This is a genomic window from Bradyrhizobium dasycarpum, assembly GCF_042019905.1.
GTDB lineage: Bacteria > Pseudomonadota > Alphaproteobacteria > Rhizobiales > Xanthobacteraceae > Bradyrhizobium > Bradyrhizobium japonicum_B.
In genome coordinates this window covers 5,524,449-5,539,458 of sequence record NZ_CP169574.1, presented here as the reverse complement: position 1 = coordinate 5,539,458, position 15,010 = coordinate 5,524,449, and the positions used below count along the sequence as shown (strand labels likewise).

Here is a 15,010-nt window from a genome sequence, read left to right as displayed (position 1 = left end):
CCCGCCGCCGCGCTCAGCTGATGTTCAGCAGGATTCGCCCCGACGTGCCGCTGCGCATCAGCTCCAGCGCGTCGTTGACGTCGTCGAGTGCGAACTGGTGGGTCACGATGCCGCGGTAGTTCACCTTGCCGGCGTCGCTGAGGCGAACGAGGCGCGGGATATCGCGCGCCGGCTGGCATTGCCCGCCTTCCGAGCCCTTCAGCACTTTCTCGAAGTGGAGCGGCAGCGTGTAGATCTCGGCCTTCTCGCGCGGCACGCCGACCAGGATGCAGCGGCCTTTCTTCGCTGTGATCTCGTAGGCGAGCTCGATCAGATTCTTGACGCCGGTTGTCTCGACCACCTTGTCGGGTCCCTCAGTGCCGGTGATCGACCGGATTTCGGCGGCGACATCCTTGACTGCCTCGGAGTTGATGGTGTGGGTGGCGCCGAACTGCTTCGCCATTTCGAGCTTGTTGTCGAGGCGGTCGATCGCAATGACGGGATAGGCGCCGACCATCGCAGCAAATTGCACGATGTTCAATCCGACCCCGCCGACGCCGAACACCACCACGGCTTCGCCGATGGCGATCTGGGCATCGTTGTTGACGACGCCGAGCGCGGTCGTCACGGCGCAGCCGAGCAGCGGCGCGCTGGTGCGGTCGATCGTATCAGGAACCGGCGTGACGCGATTTTCCGACACCACGGCATATTCGTTGAAGGTGGTGACCCAGCCGGCATTGAGGCGCTTACCGCGCCAGGAATAGACCGGTGTGTTGGACTGGACGCCCTTGCCCGGCCGCCAATGCATGACGACGGTGTCGCCCTGCTTGCAGGAGACCACGCCCGGTCCGGTCTCGACGATCGTCGCCAGCGCCTCGTGCCCCAACAGGTGCGGCAGGAACTTGTCGACGCCCTTGACCGCGTCGATCTCGTTGATCTGCGCGCCGCAGATGCTGGACGTATGCACGTGCGCGAGCACCTGACCGTGTTCGAGCCTGTCCGGCAAGCTGAACTCGTCGACGATCAGCGGCTTGCCCGATTCGACGAGGATGGCCGCCTTGGCGGTCTTGATGTCCATGAGGAGCGCCCGATCACTCGAAATAGATGAATTCGTAGTCGCCGGTGTAACCGAGCTTGCCGTACAGCCAGATCCATTCCGAGGTGTGCAGGATGGACTCCGCCGTCAGCGCCCAGCATTCGAGGTTGTGCAGTTCGGCGACGGTCCGGTAGCCCTCGACCATGACGTATTTGTTCTTGCCGACCCGCTCGATCTCCTTGAGCGCCGCCTCGAGCTCGTAGAGCCGCAGATTGTGCAGGGTGCCGAGCGAGATGACGAGGTCGAAACTGTCGTCGCCGTAGGGATAGATATCCTGGGCGCGATAGTTGAAGAGGTAGGGCTTCACCTGCTCGTGCGCATTGGCAAGACCGTGCTTGGAGATATCGAAGCCGACGACCTTCAAGCCCGGCAGGATCTTCTGCATCTCGTAGAGCAGGAAGCCCTTGCCGCAGCCGACGTCGAGAACGCTGGATCCGTCCTTCAGACCATAGGTCTCGATCAGCGCCTTGGCGACCGGCGCCCAGCGCCCCTCGATGAAGCGGTATCCGCCGTAGCCGAAGCGGCGGTCGCCATCCCAATATCGGCCTCGTATTCCCGCGCCTTCAGCGAGCAGCCGATCTTGTCGTCGTTCATGCGGGCCATGTAGTCGCGCTTGGTCGCCGTATGCAGTGGCGTCACGATATTCAGGAGTCGTCCCATTGAGTCCTCTGATTCCAGGCGCGTTGCGATTGTCGCGATTGGCCGGAAAGGCTCGGATCGCAACTTGCGAATCGCTTTAGCATCTAGGGACGCGATCATCATTGCTTCAGATCAATGACGTGGACTCCGGCGCCGCGCCGCCGGCGTCCGGCGTCGGTTTCTGCCGCCGGCGGCGACACGAAGCCGCGTGGAACAGAATGCGGGGCGCGGCGTTCGCTGCAAGGGAGCCCGTCATGCCGACCAAGCCGACCATCGCCCGCATCTGGCGCGGCCGTACCCGCGGCGATCTCGCCGACGCCTACCAGGCCTACCTGCAGGCCGAGGGCATTCCGCCGCTGCTCGAGACCGCGCTCGGCGTGCAGCAATTGCGCGAGGACCGCGACGAGGAGACTTGGTTCACGACCATTTCCTATTGGGCTGACATCGCAGCCATGACGGCTTTCACCAAGGGCGAGCCCACCAAGGTCCATCATCTCGCGCGCGACGCGGAGTTCCTGATCGAGCTGCCGCAGCGCATCGAGATCCACCGCATCCTGATCGACCAACAAGGGCTACGGTAAAAAAGACTGCGCTACGGAATCTGAAGCTCACATTGCCGCTTGGTGACGAGATCCGACCGCTCGCGGCTGTGCGGTTTCGCCGCAATGTCTCCGGCGGAATGAGTGATTATATCTGGCATGTCATGGCATATGTCGTCGACATAGACGCGCGCACCGCGCGCTTCGGTCTTCACGCCGGCCGCCTCCAAGCAGGCGGTTAGCCGGACGGTGCTTGCGCCGTCCGGGCTCTTTTCCAGCTTTCGTGACCTCTCCCTCCGAGGTCGTATTGAAGCAGAAGGAGTGTGCCGTGCTGCCTCTTCCAAAAATCGCGCTCACCGCATCGGACTATCTTCGTCTCGAACAGCTTGCCCGCCGCGCCGCCCAACGAGGTGATCTGGACGGGATCTTCCTTCTGGGCGAGATCAACCGCGCCGACATCGTGCCGGACGAGATGAACGATCTCGATTCCCGCGTGACTGTCGGATCATGGGTCACTTTTTGCACCAACTGGGGCGTTCCACGCCGCACCGTGCAGTTGGTCTGGCCCGAGGAGTGCTGGTCGGATCCCGCCCGCATCTCGATCCTGTCACCTCTGGGAGCCGCTTTGATCGGCCTGCAGGTCGGCGATCACATGCCGTACCTCGTCGCGGGGTGCCTGAACGTCGTCAGGGTTCAGAGCGTCACGCGATCAAACCCGAACGTGGTCAAGCTGTTTCCGGCGAGCCGGCGCAGCAGGCCGCTCGACGACGATCCCGGACCCACTGCAGCCTAGGAGACATCAAATGCACAATTTCGAAGCCGAGATTCGGCGAGACCAGCCCGCGTTGCCGCCGATCAGGATCGCAGAGGACGATTCGCGGCGTTTGAGCTCGCTGGCGAATTCGACCATGGATCTGTTTCCCGATGTCGCCCAGTTTCTGGCTCGCGAGCTGGACCGCGCGACAGTCGCGGAAGATAACGACTTGCGCGGCGTGGTCAGGATGGGCTCCAAAGTGACCTATCGCGATGACAAGGGTGCGAGCCGCGAGATCGTGCTGGTCTATCCGCACGAGGCCAACATCGCGCTCAGCCGGATCTCGATCCTGACTCCCGTTGGGGCGGCCTTGATCGGGCTCTCGGTGGGACAGCGCATCGCGTTCGAGACGCCGGACAAGCGCGTCAGAGCACTGACCGTTCTGGCTGTCTCCGAATCAGAAATGATCGACAGACCCGACCGAGCATGACTCACTCGCAATAGCGGGCGCGCCGCTCCGGATGCGCCCCTTTGCGAGGGGGACCTGCCGCACGGATTTGACCGACGACCTGGAAGTTGCTCCTGGAACTTGCTGCAGCACAACGAAGCCACTTCCGAGCCTCGCTACCATGTCCCGGCAGGCGAACTCACGGGAGTGGCGAGGAGGTCGGCATCGTCGCGGAACACCTCGTCGTCCTCTGCAATTGACTCTCGTCAGGCACGGGAACGGAAACAGCCATGAAGAATATCAGTGCCGGCCAGATTGCCCTGTTGGTTACGCTCGGAGCCATGTTGATCCTGACGGGCGTCTGGGGATTTTCGGTCTGGGAAACCAGCAGCGGCGTCGAGATGGGCAAGCACGGCTGGATCGCGCTTGGCCTCGGAGCTTTCTTCTCACTGCTGATCGGCTGCGGGCTGATGGCCCTGATGTTCTTCAGCAGCCGCAGCGGTCACGATGAGGTCGCCGATCCCTTCCGCCGCCGGGACGGCGAGGACAGCTAGCCGCATCGCATGCATTCTTACCAACAGTTCATTTTCTGCGACGCTCTGACGCTCGCCCGGCATGAGAGGAACGGAGCGGGCATGCGGCCGTTGCTCCGGCATCCTCGACAACATGGAGTCCGACATGACAATGCGTAAGACTTTCGTCGTCCTTGCGGCCGCTGGAGCGATGCTCTCGACGGCGGCATCACCGGGGCTTGCGGCGCCTTTGCCGATCGGAAATCCCGGTGCTGACTCAGGCGTGCAGCAGGTGCAGTACCGGCATTGGCACGGACATGGGCATGGCTATTACGGGCATCATCGCCGCCACTACGGCGGCGGCGCGGCCGTGCTTGGCGGCCTCGCGGCCGGTGCAATCATCGGCGGCGCAATCGCCAGCAGCCAGGCTCAAGCCAACGCCACGTCATACTGTGCGCAACGCTATCGCTCCTACGATCCCGGCTCAGGAACTTATCTGGGTTACGACGGCCTGCGTCACCCCTGCCCGTGACGCGCGCATGAGCCTGCGGCAGCCTCCTCGCTCCGAGAGAGGCTGCCGACATTCGGCAAGGGCTTGCGATCCATTCAAAGGCGAAACAAGCGCAGCCCGCACGTCTATTGCACCTCGATATTCGCGTCCTTGATCAGCTTGCGCCAGCGTTCCTCCTCCTGGGCGACATAACGATCGAGCTGTTCCGGAGCGCTGCCGACCATGATGAGGCCTTCGTTCGCCTCCAGCTTCTTGAAGGCACCGGACTGAACCGCCTTTGCGATTGCTTGATTGAGACGCGCTATCACCGGAGCAGGCGTCCTGGCCGGCGCATACAATCCGTACCAGGATTCGGCAGCGTAGCCGGGCACCCCGGCCTCGGCGACGGTGGGCAATTGCGGAAACGCCGCTGACCGCTCGGCGGACGTGACGGCCAGCGCCCGGAGCTGACCTGCAGCCACCAGCGAGGCCGCGCTTGCCACCGTGGTGAACATCACGTCGATCTGCCCGCCCAGGAGATCACTGATCGCAGGCGCCGCACCCTTGTAGGGAACCGCCGTCATCTTGACCTTCGCCATCGCATTGAACAGCTCGCCGGCGAGATGCGCCGAGGTGCCGGTGCCGAAGGTTCCGAAATTGAGCTTGCCCGGATTGGCCTTGGCCTCCGTGATCAATTCCGAGATCGAGTTGATCTTCGATGCCGGGTTGACCACGACGATGTTGAACGAGCGCGCGATCAGCGAGATCGCCGCGAAATCCTTGTGCGGATCGAACGGCAGCTTGTTGTAGAGGCTCGGATTGACCGCGTGGGCGAAAGTCGCCATCAACAGCGAATAGCCGTCAGGCTCGCTGGTCGCCACCGTCTGGGTTCCAATGATGGTCCCGGCGCCCGGCTTGTTCTCGATGATGACGGACTTGCCGAGATCCGCCTGGATCTCCTGCGCAGTCGTTCGCGCCATGATGTCGGTGCCGCCGCCGGCTGCGAAGGGCACCACGATCCTGACGATCTTGTCGGGATATTCCGCGCGCGCCGGCGTCAGTCCGAGCCCCCGAGGATTGCACAGGCGAGAATGGCGAGACCTCGCCAGCGCCGCGAGGCAAGAGCCTTCCCACCAGCTTCGTCGTGCTTGATGATGTCGCCAATGGCCATCTCGAGGATCCCTCCGCGTTTGCTTAGACATTGAGAACGACCAATCCGTCCGCTGCCTTCACGCCCTGGCCCGCCGGCAGCACGATCATCGGATTGATCTCGGCCTCCGCCAGGCGCTCGCCGAGCTGCGCAACCATGCGCGAGAACGCGACCACCGCTTCTGCAAGCGCTTCGACATCGCATGCCGGCCGGCCTCGAAAACCGTCAAGCAGCGGCCAGGTGACGAGATCGCGCGCCATCGCTCGCGCCTCGGCCAGATCGAGGCCGCCATTCGGCGGAAGCAGACGCATCGTTGTGTCCTTGAACAATTCGGCCGCGACACCGCCCATGCCGAGCAGGATCGCGGTTCCCAGGGAATCGCGATGCATTCCAAGGATGATCTCGACGCCACCTGAAATCATCTCCTGAACAAGGAATTGATCGGGTCGCTTCCCGGTCCTGGCCTCGACCTCATCGGTCATCGCCGTCAGGCGACCACCGATCACGTCAGCGGTCAGATTGACCACAACGCCGCCGACATCGCTCTTATGCGCGATCTCGCGCGAGAGGATCTTGAGCACGACCCGGTCACCGAGGCTGCGCGCCGCCTGTTCCGCTTCGCGCGCCGTTGCGACCAGTTTCTCCGCAGCGACAGGAATCCCGAAGCGGGCGAACAGCGCCTTGGCCTGTGCTTCATCCAGTGGTCCGGCCGGGATGTCGCTGACATCAACCGTTGTCGGGGACGAGGTGGGTTTCTGGACCTGCTCCGGCATTGTGGCCCGCAACAGCCCATCGAGCGCAGCGCTGCAACTCTCGGCACAGGTATAGGCTGGGACACCGCGCCGCGTGAGGACTGACACCACCTCGGGCGCATAGGGACTGACATAGGCAATGACCGGCTTGTCGCTGAGCGGCAGGCAGTCACGGATGGCGTCGGCCAGCAGGGCCGGCGAACCCACCGCCGACGAGCCGGCAATGACGACCAGCGCGTCATAGGACGGACTTGCGAGCAGGATGCGGATGGCGCCGCGCAGCAGCTCCGGCTGCAGGCCGGCCAGGGTCACGTCGATCGGATTGCGATCGAGATTGGCATGCGATCCCGACTGCAAGGCTCGCAATTGCGCCGCCGTCTCCGCATCGGGTGCGGGTGTCGTAAAGCCGGCGACGCCGAGACTGTCGGACACGATCGTGCCGGCGCCGCCGGTCGAGGTCAGGATCGCAATGCGCCGGCCGGAGAGTTTCCGTCCCGCGGCAAGGACGGCGGGAATGTCGAGCAGATCTTCGAACGTCCTGGCGCGGATCACGCCGAGTTGCGTGAGCAGGGCGTCGTACATGCGGTCGGAGCCGGCCAGCGCGCCCGTGTGCGAGACGGCCGCCTGGGCGCCCGCCTCCGATCGACCGATCTTGAAGGCGACGACGGGCTTGCCGGCGCGGCGCGCCCTGAGGACCGCCTCCCGAAAACGAAGCGGATTGCGGATCGCCTCGATGTAGAGTGCAATGACTCTGGTGGCATCGTCTTCGGCGAGGAAGTCGATGAAGTCGGAGAGCCTCGAGATCGGCCTCGTTGCTGGTCGACACCAGCTTGGACAGCCCGATTCCGCGTGCCGCGGCGCGCGACAACACGGCACCGAGAATCCCCCGCTCTGCGAGATCAGCCCGATGGCCCCCGCCGGGAAGTGATCCATCGCCAGCGCGCCCGACGCCGACAGCACGATATTGTCGGTGAGATTGACGAGGCCAATCGTGTTCGGCCCGAGGATCCGCATCGAGCCCGCGGCTTGCATGAGTTGCTGCTGGCGCGCCGCCCCTTCTGCTCCGGTCTCGGTGAAGCCGCTGGCAAGAACGATCGCCGCGGCCGCTCCGCGCTCGGACAATTCGCGCACCGCGATATGCGCGCGCTCGGCGCCGACAAGGACAAGGCCGACATCAGGCACATCAGGCAGCGAGGCGACGTCCGCGTAGCATTTGAGGCCGCCGATCTCTCCGACCTTCGGATTGACGGGATAGATCTCACCCGCAAAGCCATGCTTCTGGAGATAGGACACCGGGCGGCCCGACGTCTTGCTCGGGTCCGCCGATGCACCGATGACGGCGATGCTGCGCGGCCGGATCAGGCGTTCGATCGCATTCATCGCTCAATCCTTCGACGAGGATTGCGCGAGGAACGCCGCCACGGCGTCGCGATGCTCCGCGCTGGTGTAGCAGATAGCCTGCGCCTGGCTGCCGAGGGTGAAGATATCGTGGGCGGAATGCTCGAAGGTCTCGTTCAAAATCTTCTTGCTCAGCGCCAGAGCAGTGGGAGACCCCTGAGCCAGTTCGGCCGCCCAGGCCTGCGCGGCCGGCAGCAGCTCTGCCGCGGCCACCTTGCGGTCGGCGATGCCGAGCGCAAGCGCCTCGTCAGCCTCGACGACCCGTCCCGTGAAGATCAGCTCCTTGGCCTTCGCGAGCCCGACCCGGCGCGGCAGGAAATACAGACCCCCGCCGTCGGGGATCAAACCGCGCTTGATGTAGGACCAGGTGAATTTCGAGCGTTCCGTGGCCATGACGAAGTCGCAGGCCAGCGCGGTATCCGCACCGAGGCCCGCCGCGGCGCCGTTGACGGCGGTAATCGTCGGCTTCGGCAGGCCCAGCAGCAACGACTGCACGTGGTGCACACTTTGCTGGCGGCTCCAGCCATTGAAGGCGACCTCGCCCTGCGGCGCCTCGAGGCCGGCGTTTCATGCCGCTGATATCGCCGCCGGCACAGAAGGCGTTGCCGCGTCCGGTCAGCACCAGAGCTTTGATGGACCTGTCGCGGGACACGGTGTCGAGCGCGCCGACGAACTCGGCGCGCATCTCGTCGTTCATGGCGTTACGGCGTTCCGGGCGGTTGAAGGCGATGGTCGCGACAGCAGTTTCGACGGAAAATTCGATGAGCTGATAGGACATGGCGTTTCCTCATCAAGCCAGCGCGGGCCGGGCATTCTTCTTCCACCGTTGATAGCGGCTTGCCTCCGCTGGAACATCCGTCTAATTCCACTAAATGGAAATGCTGGCGGAGCTGGGCATGATGCGGGCGCGCAGATATGCGGGCGGGGTTGATGGCAACCGGTCGCTCGAACGAGGGATCGAGATCCTCCGGGCGTTCCGGCCCGGCGTCGACACGCTGGGCAACGGCGAGATCGCGGAGCGTTGCGGCTTGCCGCGATCGACCGTCAGCCGGCTGACACGAACGCTGGTCAATTCCGGTATGCTCGACGAAGTCCGTAGCGAGCGGGCCTACCGCCTGGCTGCGTCCGTCATCAGCATCGGCCACGCGATGCGGACGGGATCACCCGTTCTCAACGCGATCGGACCGATGATGCGGGCCGAATCGGCGAAGCGCCGGCTCAACGTCGGATTGGCTACCGCGGATCGCACCATGATGGTTTATCTCGAATCGATCCGCTACAGCCCGCGCGCGGCGCTGCGCAACGTAGTCGCCGGTCAGCAGGTCCCGATGGAACTGACGTCGCTGGGCCGCGCTTACCTCGCCGGCGTCGCCGAGTCCGAGCGCGAGCGATTGCTGAAGCAGTTCAGGCGGCGCAGCACGGCTGCCACCAGGGCGCTGCTCGCAGACGTCAGGAGATCGATCAGCTCTGTCGCGCGCGACGGCTATTGTGCCGTATCCTGGCAGCCCGCTGTGCTCGCCGTCGCAACACCTGTCGTACTCGACGGGCTTCCGGTCTATGCCCTCAACATGAGCCTGCAGAATGTCGACCGGTCCGATGCGCTGGCGAGCGAACTCGGCGCGTACCTCAATGCCTTCGCGGCGAAGTGCAAGGAGGTGCTGGCGGACGGCTGAAGCGATCGGCGCCCTTTACAACTTTCCATAGACCCGCCCGGCGACCGCCTTCAGGCGTTCGACCGAGCCGGACTCCGGATGCGGCTTGACCGGTGCGAACAGGATCGAAGCCTGCCTGCCCTTCTTCCAGACGAAGATGTTGACGGCGTTGCCGTTGCCCTTGGTGCAGGAATGCTCGCCGAAGGCTTCGCTGCCAAGCTCGGGAATCGCCACGTGCGTGCAGGGGCCTGCGCGCTTCATCATGCCGGCGGCGGTGTCGCGCGAGGTCGCGATCACCGCGACGGTCATGGTATTGGCCTCGCGGTCGAACATCATGCAGCTGCCTGCGCCGGTGCTCTGCACCGTCAGCGTGCCCGCATCGAGGAAGCCGTCGGCATCGGCGGCCGTGAGCCACTCGCAATTGCCGAAGCGCTCGCTGCTCTTGCTCACGCTTCCGATGGCAATGCGCGCGGCTTCGCTGAGCGGTCCGAGCAGCGCATCGTCGGCACGCCGGCCGATCGGATAGACGGTAAGCTGGAGAATGTAGTCGCCCGACAAGGCGACGACCGAGGCCTCCTGGCGCTCCGCGCCGGCGGCGCTCGTTCCGCCCCGGCCTTCGTCGCCGATTCCGGCCACTGCGCTCAGCTTCATGCGCTCGCCCAGCGTCTTGACGAAGGTCGCGTACAATTCCCTGGCGCGGTCCTTGTCGGGATTGCGGAACACGGAGAGCATCATCGTGTCGCCGCGCCCGGCCTGGTAGATGCAGCCTCGGCCGTCCTGATTGGAGATCAGCGACCATTTGAGCGCCGGCATCGCGCGGGCGAGCTCCTGGGCGCTGATGAACGGACAGGTTTCCGCCGCGGCGGCGGGAAGCACCGGAGCGGCTGCGATGGCAAGGAATAAAACGAGGCGGGAGAATAGATGATCGATAATGCGCATCGGACGAACTTACCATCGAAACGGCGCGCCCGACGAGATGAACCTGAGAACTGCTATCTCGCTGAATTCAAGCTACGGGAATCCTATCACGCAGCCCCCGGTGCCTTCGCCACCGTCAGGTCATTCAGGAACTGCTCCATGAGCGGCTTGTTGCCAAACCGGCGATAAGAACGCTCTGCCTCCAACGAAAATGTCGGTTGGGCGGTTACCAGGTTTGCCATCGTCAGCTGCGCCGCTTCTACATCACCGCGCCGCCCTTGCAGCGCAGCCTGGATCAGCAGGCAGTTGGCATCGCGCGGCGCCCTTACAAGGCATTCGGAAATCACGCTAGCCGACTCGTCGCGACGGTCCGCGGCGTAAAGAGCCTGGCCATGCACATAGGCGTAATATTCCGGCGCCATGGGATGAAGGCGACGTGCCCGCTCGGCATTGGCAACGGCGTCCGCGTAGTCCCCGAAACGGACTTGCGCTTTGGCCAAAGCCATCATGCTATCGGGGTCATTGGGATTCAGTTCGACGGCGCGCTTGGCGGCCTGCAAGCCGCCCGCATAATCGCCCTGCACCGCCAGTCCGAAGCTGATCACCTGATAGCCGAGCGAGAGATTGGGATCGAGGCGCACAGCCTGGCGCGCTTCGCTGAGACCTAATTCCAGCTCATGCGCTGTCGCCCGACCATTCGACCTCTTGGCCACATCCGCGATGTAAGTGAGAGCCAAGCCCGCACGGGCGGCGGCATAGGCCGGGTCCATTTCCAGCGCGCGCTGATATAGGCCGCGTGCCTCCATCAATGCTTCCGCATCCTGGACGCCGTGCCGGTAGCGATGACGGGCCCGCAGGAGAAGATCGTAGGCCTGAAGGTTGTCGGTCGGACGTTGCGCGGCAGCGATGGCTTCACTTCGGACGATATACGGCGCGAGCTGGGCGACGATTTCCGTGGTCAGCTCGCTTTGTACGGTGAAGACGTCGGCAACCTGCCTGTCGAAACTGCGCGACCAAAGGTGCGCGCCCGATTTCACGTCGATCAGCTGCGCCGAGACGCGAAGCCGGTCCCCTCGCGGCGCGCGCTGCCTTCCACCACGTAGGAAACGCCCAGCTTTGCCCCGAGCCTGCGCATATCGCTTTCTTGCCCGCGCACGGCAAAGGTGGAATCGCGCGCGATGATCTGAAGCTCGGAATTCCTTGCAAGCGCCGTGGTCACATCCTCGGTCAGCCCGTCTGCAAAGTACGACTGGTCTCCGCCCATGGTCGCAAAAGGCATGACCGCGATTGACGGGCGCGGGTCGGCACGGGTCTGGTCGAAAGATAGCGCGGCCGGGAGCCGGCTGACCATCGCCGCCAGGGACAGCGGTTGGATCTGGGTGCCGATTAGGACGAGGGCTATTGCGGCAACGCCATACGACCAGCGCGCAGCGGTACCGCGTAGAACGCGCGGGACTTTTCGCCAGCGAGCCCACGGGGATTGCGCGCGCCGGACACGGTAGACATTGAGACGTTCGGGAATGTTTTTGGCGCGCCTGCGGCCCACACGCGCGAACACCTCGCCGCGATTGCGGTCTGCGGCCATGACGACAGCGCCGCTGACGAAGATGCTGCCGGGATCGGCCATCGCCTCAAGCCGTGTGGCGACATTGACGCCGTCGCCGTACATATCGCCATTATCCTCAATGACATCACCGAGGTTAATGCCTATCCGCAGCTCGAACGGAGCGTTGTCGAATCCTTGCTGAATGGCAGAGCCTGCATCGACGGCTTCGTTGACGCTTGGAAACATCGCCAGAAAGCCATCCCCGGTCATCTTGAAGATGCGTCCACCATGCTGCGCGACCGTGGGTTCGATCAGATTGTCGAACACCGTGCGCAGCTCTTTGTAGGTGGAGGCCTCGTTCTCGGCCATCATCAGGCTGTAGCTGACGATGTCGGCGGCCATGATCGCGGCGAGCTTGCGTTCCATCAACGGTTTCCCTGTACAGGGGCCAGGCCAGGCACAAGGCCAGGCACAAGTGGCATTGCGGACATTCGACGCCAGCTTGAAACTAAGCCTTCCACCCCACATGCGGTTATCAACACAGCTCATATGTGCGTGAGCAATGAGACCCGTCCGACGGCGTGCAGGCAGCGGCACGCCGCAGACGGTTGACCCCGGGTTTCCGATATGGCGGAGAAGGTGAGCGGCGGGAACTCGTGGCGACGGCGAGGCCGGCGCCGGGTCAGCGCGCCGTCGTCACTGCCCGTTATATTCGGCCCAGCAATCCGCCGTCTCATAAACGCGGACCGCCCACAGCTGCGGCAGGCTCGGCTTCAGCCGGTCCCAAATCCATATCGCGATATTCTCGGCGGTCGGGTTCTCCAGCCCTTTGACCTCGTTCAGGCAGTGATGATCCAGCGCGGCCATGATGTCGGCGAAGCATTTCTCGATGTCGAAGAAATCGGCGACGAAGCCGGTATGCGGATCGACCGGTCCGTCCAATTGGACCTCGACCCGGTAGGAATGTCCATGCAGCCGGCGGCATCGATGGGTCTCGGGCACGTTCGGCAGCCGATGCGCCGCCTCGAACTTGAACGCCTGCGATATCCTCATTCCGCTCCTCACACGGCGAAGCCATCCGGTCTCGGCCCGTCTGGCGACCAGATGCTGCTTTGTCCTGACCTTCGTCGAAGAATGGCGCGCCCGGAACGATTCGAACGTCCGACCCTCAGATTCGTAGTCTGATGCTCTATCCAGCTGAGCTACGGGCGCGTGTTTCGCAAACAGCGCGGGCATAGCCCGCGACGCAGCCTCGGCGGAGCCGGAGGGGGTGCGAAAGAGCGCTCTGACTAACCGCTCTTGTCCCGATTGGCAAGATCCGGGATCGGGAGATTTTGCAGGGAAATGACGGTTTGAACGTCATTCCGGGGCGATGCGCAGCATCGAACCCGGAATCTGGCGCCAAACCTCGGGATTCCGGGTTCTCGCTGCGCGAGCCCCGGAATGACGGGAGGCTGTCGGCCACTGGCCGACTTACGCCCGCTGCCGCTCGTTCCGAATCGAGAGCAGCTCCACGGGGCGGTCGGGAATGACGATGCGGAAGGTGGCGCCGATGGTGCCCTCGACGAGGTGGATGTCGCCGCCATGGGCGCGGACCAGCTCGGCGGCGATGGCGAGGCCCAGCCCGCTGCCGCCGGGGCGCCCGGAGGTCTGGAACGCCTCGAACAGGTGCTCCCTGGTCTTCTGCGGCACGCCGGGACCGGTGTCGGAGACCTCGATGATCGCCACCGCGCCTTCGCGCTTTCCGGTGATCCGGATCTGCTGCGGGCCGCCGTCGCCGGAGGAATGACTCTCCAGCGCCTGGGCGGCGTTGCGGACGAGGTTGAGCAGCACCCGGAACAGCTGGTCGGGATCGGCGTCGACCGCCAGCCCGCGCTCGATCGCGGCAACCCAGGCGATCGAGGCGTCCGAGGCAAGGCCTGCGGTCTCGCGCACCTCCAGCACGACCGGCTCGATCAGGATCATGCGGCGGTCGGGCGCAGCCTCCTGGGCGCGGCCGTAGGACAGCGTGGACTGGCAGAAGGCGATGGCGCGCTCGAGCGAGCGCACCAGCTTGGGCGCAAAGCGCTGCACCCGCGGATCCGGCACGCTGGCGAGCTGATCCGACAGCAGCTGGGCCGAAGCCAGCAGATTGCGCAGATCGTGGTTGATCTTGGACACGGCGAGGCCGAGGGCGGCGAGCCGGCTCTTCTGATGCAGCATCGACATCAGATCGCGCTGCATGTCCGACAATTCACGCTCTGCGACCCCGATCTCGTCGCTGCGTTGGCTCGGCACGATGATTCCCGCCGAGCTTTCGGGATTCTCGTGGAAACCGACCAGGCTCGCGGTCAGCCGACGCATCGGGCGCACGAAGAGATAATGAAGCGCGAGATAGACGAGGCCGGCGGTCAGCGCCGCGATGATCAGCGCGACCACCACGAGGTTGCGGGAGAAACGGTACATCTGCTGCCGCAGCGGCAGCTCATCGGTGACGATCTCCATGAACTGGGCCGTGCCGACGCCTGGCCCGACGATCCGGATGGCCTGGTTGCCAGTCTCCAGCATCATCCGGAACGAGCCGGTGATCGCCTCCCACGCCGTCATGTCGCGCAGGTCGATGTCATGCTCGATGGTGGCTGGAATGTTGTCGCTGGCGAGCAGCCGGCGCTGCTGGCCCATCTTGATGGCAACCGCGCGGGCATTGATGCTCTTGAGGATCTGGCGGGACAGCGAATCGGGAACCATGCCGAGCGGCGCCGCATCCAGCACCAGCGCCGCCGTGTTCGCCGCCGCGACGCGGTCGTTCAGCCGGTTGACCCAGAAATTGGCAATGGCGGGCACATAGAGCAGGACGGCCGCGATCATCACCAGGGGCACGGTCAGCAGCAGCAACTTGCCCGACAGCCCGAGCCCGCCGCGGGCGCGCATCACCGGCTGGTCCGGCTGATCCTGATCCTGGATCGGCTGGCGGTCTGTCGCTGCCACGAAATTCGCCCTCGCTGCCTGGCGGGTGAAGGATTGGCGGTAGAAGGATGCGACCCGGGCCCGGTTCGGTCAAAATTACAGATCGCTAATCTGCCGAGGTGGGATGTAAGCGCTGATATCGCGAGTCGCCACCTCAAGGGTTAAAAACCCCGCACAAACAGCGATATTCA

At 64.3% G+C, this 15,010-nt stretch carries 14 protein-coding genes, 1 tRNA gene and 2 pseudogenes; 6 read left to right on the top strand and 11 right to left on the bottom strand.

Annotated elements, in window-relative coordinates:
* Positions 1-13 precede the first annotated feature (13 nt).
* From ACETMP_RS26425 to ACETMP_RS26415, 3 genes are read right to left on the bottom strand one after another with little or no spacing between them, the layout of a single operon-like run.
* Entirely contained in the window at positions 14-1,057 is a 1,044-nt protein-coding gene (locus ACETMP_RS26425; RefSeq protein WP_375158450.1) for a zinc-binding dehydrogenase, read from the bottom strand.
* Between the two features lie 13 nt (positions 1,058-1,070).
* Positions 1,071-1,520, bottom strand: coding sequence for a class I SAM-dependent methyltransferase (locus ACETMP_RS26420; protein WP_375161992.1), 450 nt, complete (start codon positions 1,518-1,520; stop codon positions 1,071-1,073).
* 14 nt (positions 1,521-1,534) lie between these two features.
* On the bottom strand, positions 1,535-1,735 hold the full coding sequence (locus ACETMP_RS26415) for a hypothetical protein (protein ID WP_375158449.1): 201 nt from the start codon (positions 1,733-1,735) through the stop codon (positions 1,535-1,537).
* 233 nt (positions 1,736-1,968) lie between these two features.
* Between ACETMP_RS26415 and ACETMP_RS26410 the strand changes: the two genes are divergently transcribed.
* From ACETMP_RS26410 to ACETMP_RS26390, 5 genes are all read left to right on the top strand, one after another.
* Positions 1,969-2,295, top strand: coding sequence for a hypothetical protein (locus ACETMP_RS26410; RefSeq protein ID WP_375158448.1), 327 nt, complete (start codon positions 1,969-1,971; stop codon positions 2,293-2,295).
* Positions 2,296-2,581: 286 nt separating this feature from the next.
* Positions 2,582-3,046, top strand: coding sequence for a GreA/GreB family elongation factor (locus ACETMP_RS26405; protein ID WP_375158447.1), 465 nt, complete (start codon positions 2,582-2,584; stop codon positions 3,044-3,046).
* Between the two features lie 10 nt (positions 3,047-3,056).
* A complete protein-coding gene (gene rnk / locus ACETMP_RS26400; RefSeq protein ID WP_049820418.1) occupies positions 3,057-3,497 on the top strand; it encodes a nucleoside diphosphate kinase regulator in 441 nt (146 codons plus the stop codon).
* Positions 3,498-3,745: 248 nt separating this feature from the next.
* A complete protein-coding gene (locus ACETMP_RS26395) occupies positions 3,746-4,009 on the top strand; it encodes a hypothetical protein (protein ID WP_375158446.1) in 264 nt (87 codons plus the stop codon).
* A 124-nt stretch (positions 4,010-4,133) separates the two neighbouring features.
* Entirely contained in the window at positions 4,134-4,499 is a 366-nt protein-coding gene (locus ACETMP_RS26390) for a BA14K family protein (RefSeq protein WP_375158445.1), read from the top strand.
* Positions 4,500-4,603: 104 nt separating this feature from the next.
* Here ACETMP_RS26390 and ACETMP_RS26385 read toward each other — a convergent pair whose 3' ends face one another.
* The 3 genes and pseudogenes from ACETMP_RS26385 to ACETMP_RS26375 all read right to left on the bottom strand — a co-directional run bounded on the left by ACETMP_RS26385 (position 4,604) and on the right by ACETMP_RS26375 (position 8,535).
* On the bottom strand, positions 4,604-5,659 hold the full coding sequence (locus ACETMP_RS26385) for a tripartite tricarboxylate transporter substrate binding protein (RefSeq protein ID WP_375158444.1): 1,056 nt from the start codon (positions 5,657-5,659) through the stop codon (positions 4,604-4,606).
* Positions 5,652-7,739, bottom strand: a complete 2,088-nt coding sequence (locus ACETMP_RS26380; protein WP_375158443.1) for an acetate--CoA ligase family protein — start codon at positions 7,737-7,739, stop codon at positions 5,652-5,654. The genes ACETMP_RS26385 and ACETMP_RS26380 overlap by 8 nt, the downstream gene beginning before the upstream one ends.
* 3 nt (positions 7,740-7,742) lie before the next feature.
* Positions 7,743-8,535 (bottom strand): annotated as a pseudogene (locus ACETMP_RS26375) (enoyl-CoA hydratase/isomerase family protein).
* A 118-nt stretch (positions 8,536-8,653) separates the two neighbouring features.
* Here ACETMP_RS26375 and ACETMP_RS26370 point away from each other — a divergent pair.
* Entirely contained in the window at positions 8,654-9,430 is a 777-nt protein-coding gene (locus ACETMP_RS26370) for an IclR family transcriptional regulator (RefSeq protein WP_375161991.1), read from the top strand.
* Positions 9,431-9,445: 15 nt separating this feature from the next.
* On the opposite strand, the gene ACETMP_RS26365 is transcribed toward ACETMP_RS26370, so the two are convergent.
* The 5 genes and pseudogenes from ACETMP_RS26365 to ACETMP_RS26345 form a co-directional block, all read right to left on the bottom strand.
* Complete coding sequence (locus ACETMP_RS26365) at positions 9,446-10,348, bottom strand: hypothetical protein (protein ID WP_375158442.1); 903 nt, start codon at positions 10,346-10,348, stop codon at positions 9,446-9,448.
* Positions 10,349-10,434: 86 nt separating this feature from the next.
* A pseudogene (locus ACETMP_RS26360) lies at positions 10,435-12,299 on the bottom strand (tetratricopeptide repeat protein).
* 270 nt (positions 12,300-12,569) lie between these two features.
* Positions 12,570-12,926: a 6-carboxytetrahydropterin synthase QueD gene (gene queD / locus ACETMP_RS26355; RefSeq protein ID WP_375158441.1), complete on the bottom strand. Its 357-nt coding sequence runs from the start codon at positions 12,924-12,926 to the stop codon at positions 12,570-12,572.
* Positions 12,927-13,008: 82 nt separating this feature from the next.
* Positions 13,009-13,085, bottom strand: a tRNA-Arg gene (locus tag ACETMP_RS26350).
* 261 nt (positions 13,086-13,346) lie between these two features.
* On the bottom strand, positions 13,347-14,840 hold the full coding sequence (locus tag ACETMP_RS26345) for an ATP-binding protein (protein ID WP_375158440.1): 1,494 nt from the start codon (positions 14,838-14,840) through the stop codon (positions 13,347-13,349).
* Positions 14,841-15,010 lie beyond the last annotated feature (170 nt).

What these genes read in the sequence shown, in the direction of transcription:
- ACETMP_RS26425 (WP_375158450.1), bottom strand. Translation starts at nt 1,057, where the DNA reads ATGGACATCAAGACCGCCAAGGCGGCCATCCTCGTCGAATCGGGCAAG.
- ACETMP_RS26415 (WP_375158449.1), bottom strand. Translation starts at nt 1,735, where the DNA reads ATGGGACGACTCCTGAATATCGTGACGCCACTGCATACGGCGACCAAG.
- ACETMP_RS26410 (WP_375158448.1), top strand. Translation starts at nt 1,969, where the DNA reads ATGCCGACCAAGCCGACCATCGCCCGCATCTGGCGCGGCCGTACCCGC.
- rnk (WP_049820418.1), top strand. Translation starts at nt 3,057, where the DNA reads ATGCACAATTTCGAAGCCGAGATTCGGCGAGACCAGCCCGCGTTGCCG.
- ACETMP_RS26395 (WP_375158446.1), top strand. Translation starts at nt 3,746, where the DNA reads ATGAAGAATATCAGTGCCGGCCAGATTGCCCTGTTGGTTACGCTCGGA.
- ACETMP_RS26390 (WP_375158445.1), top strand. Translation starts at nt 4,134, where the DNA reads ATGACAATGCGTAAGACTTTCGTCGTCCTTGCGGCCGCTGGAGCGATG.
- ACETMP_RS26385 (WP_375158444.1), bottom strand. Translation starts at nt 5,659, where the DNA reads ATGTCTAAGCAAACGCGGAGGGATCCTCGAGATGGCCATTGGCGACAT.
- ACETMP_RS26380 (WP_375158443.1), bottom strand. Translation starts at nt 7,739, where the DNA reads ATGAATGCGATCGAACGCCTGATCCGGCCGCGCAGCATCGCCGTCATC.
- ACETMP_RS26370 (WP_375161991.1), top strand. Translation starts at nt 8,654, where the DNA reads ATGATGCGGGCGCGCAGATATGCGGGCGGGGTTGATGGCAACCGGTCG.
- ACETMP_RS26365 (WP_375158442.1), bottom strand. Translation starts at nt 10,348, where the DNA reads ATGCGCATTATCGATCATCTATTCTCCCGCCTCGTTTTATTCCTTGCC.
- queD (WP_375158441.1), bottom strand. Translation starts at nt 12,926, where the DNA reads ATGAGGATATCGCAGGCGTTCAAGTTCGAGGCGGCGCATCGGCTGCCG.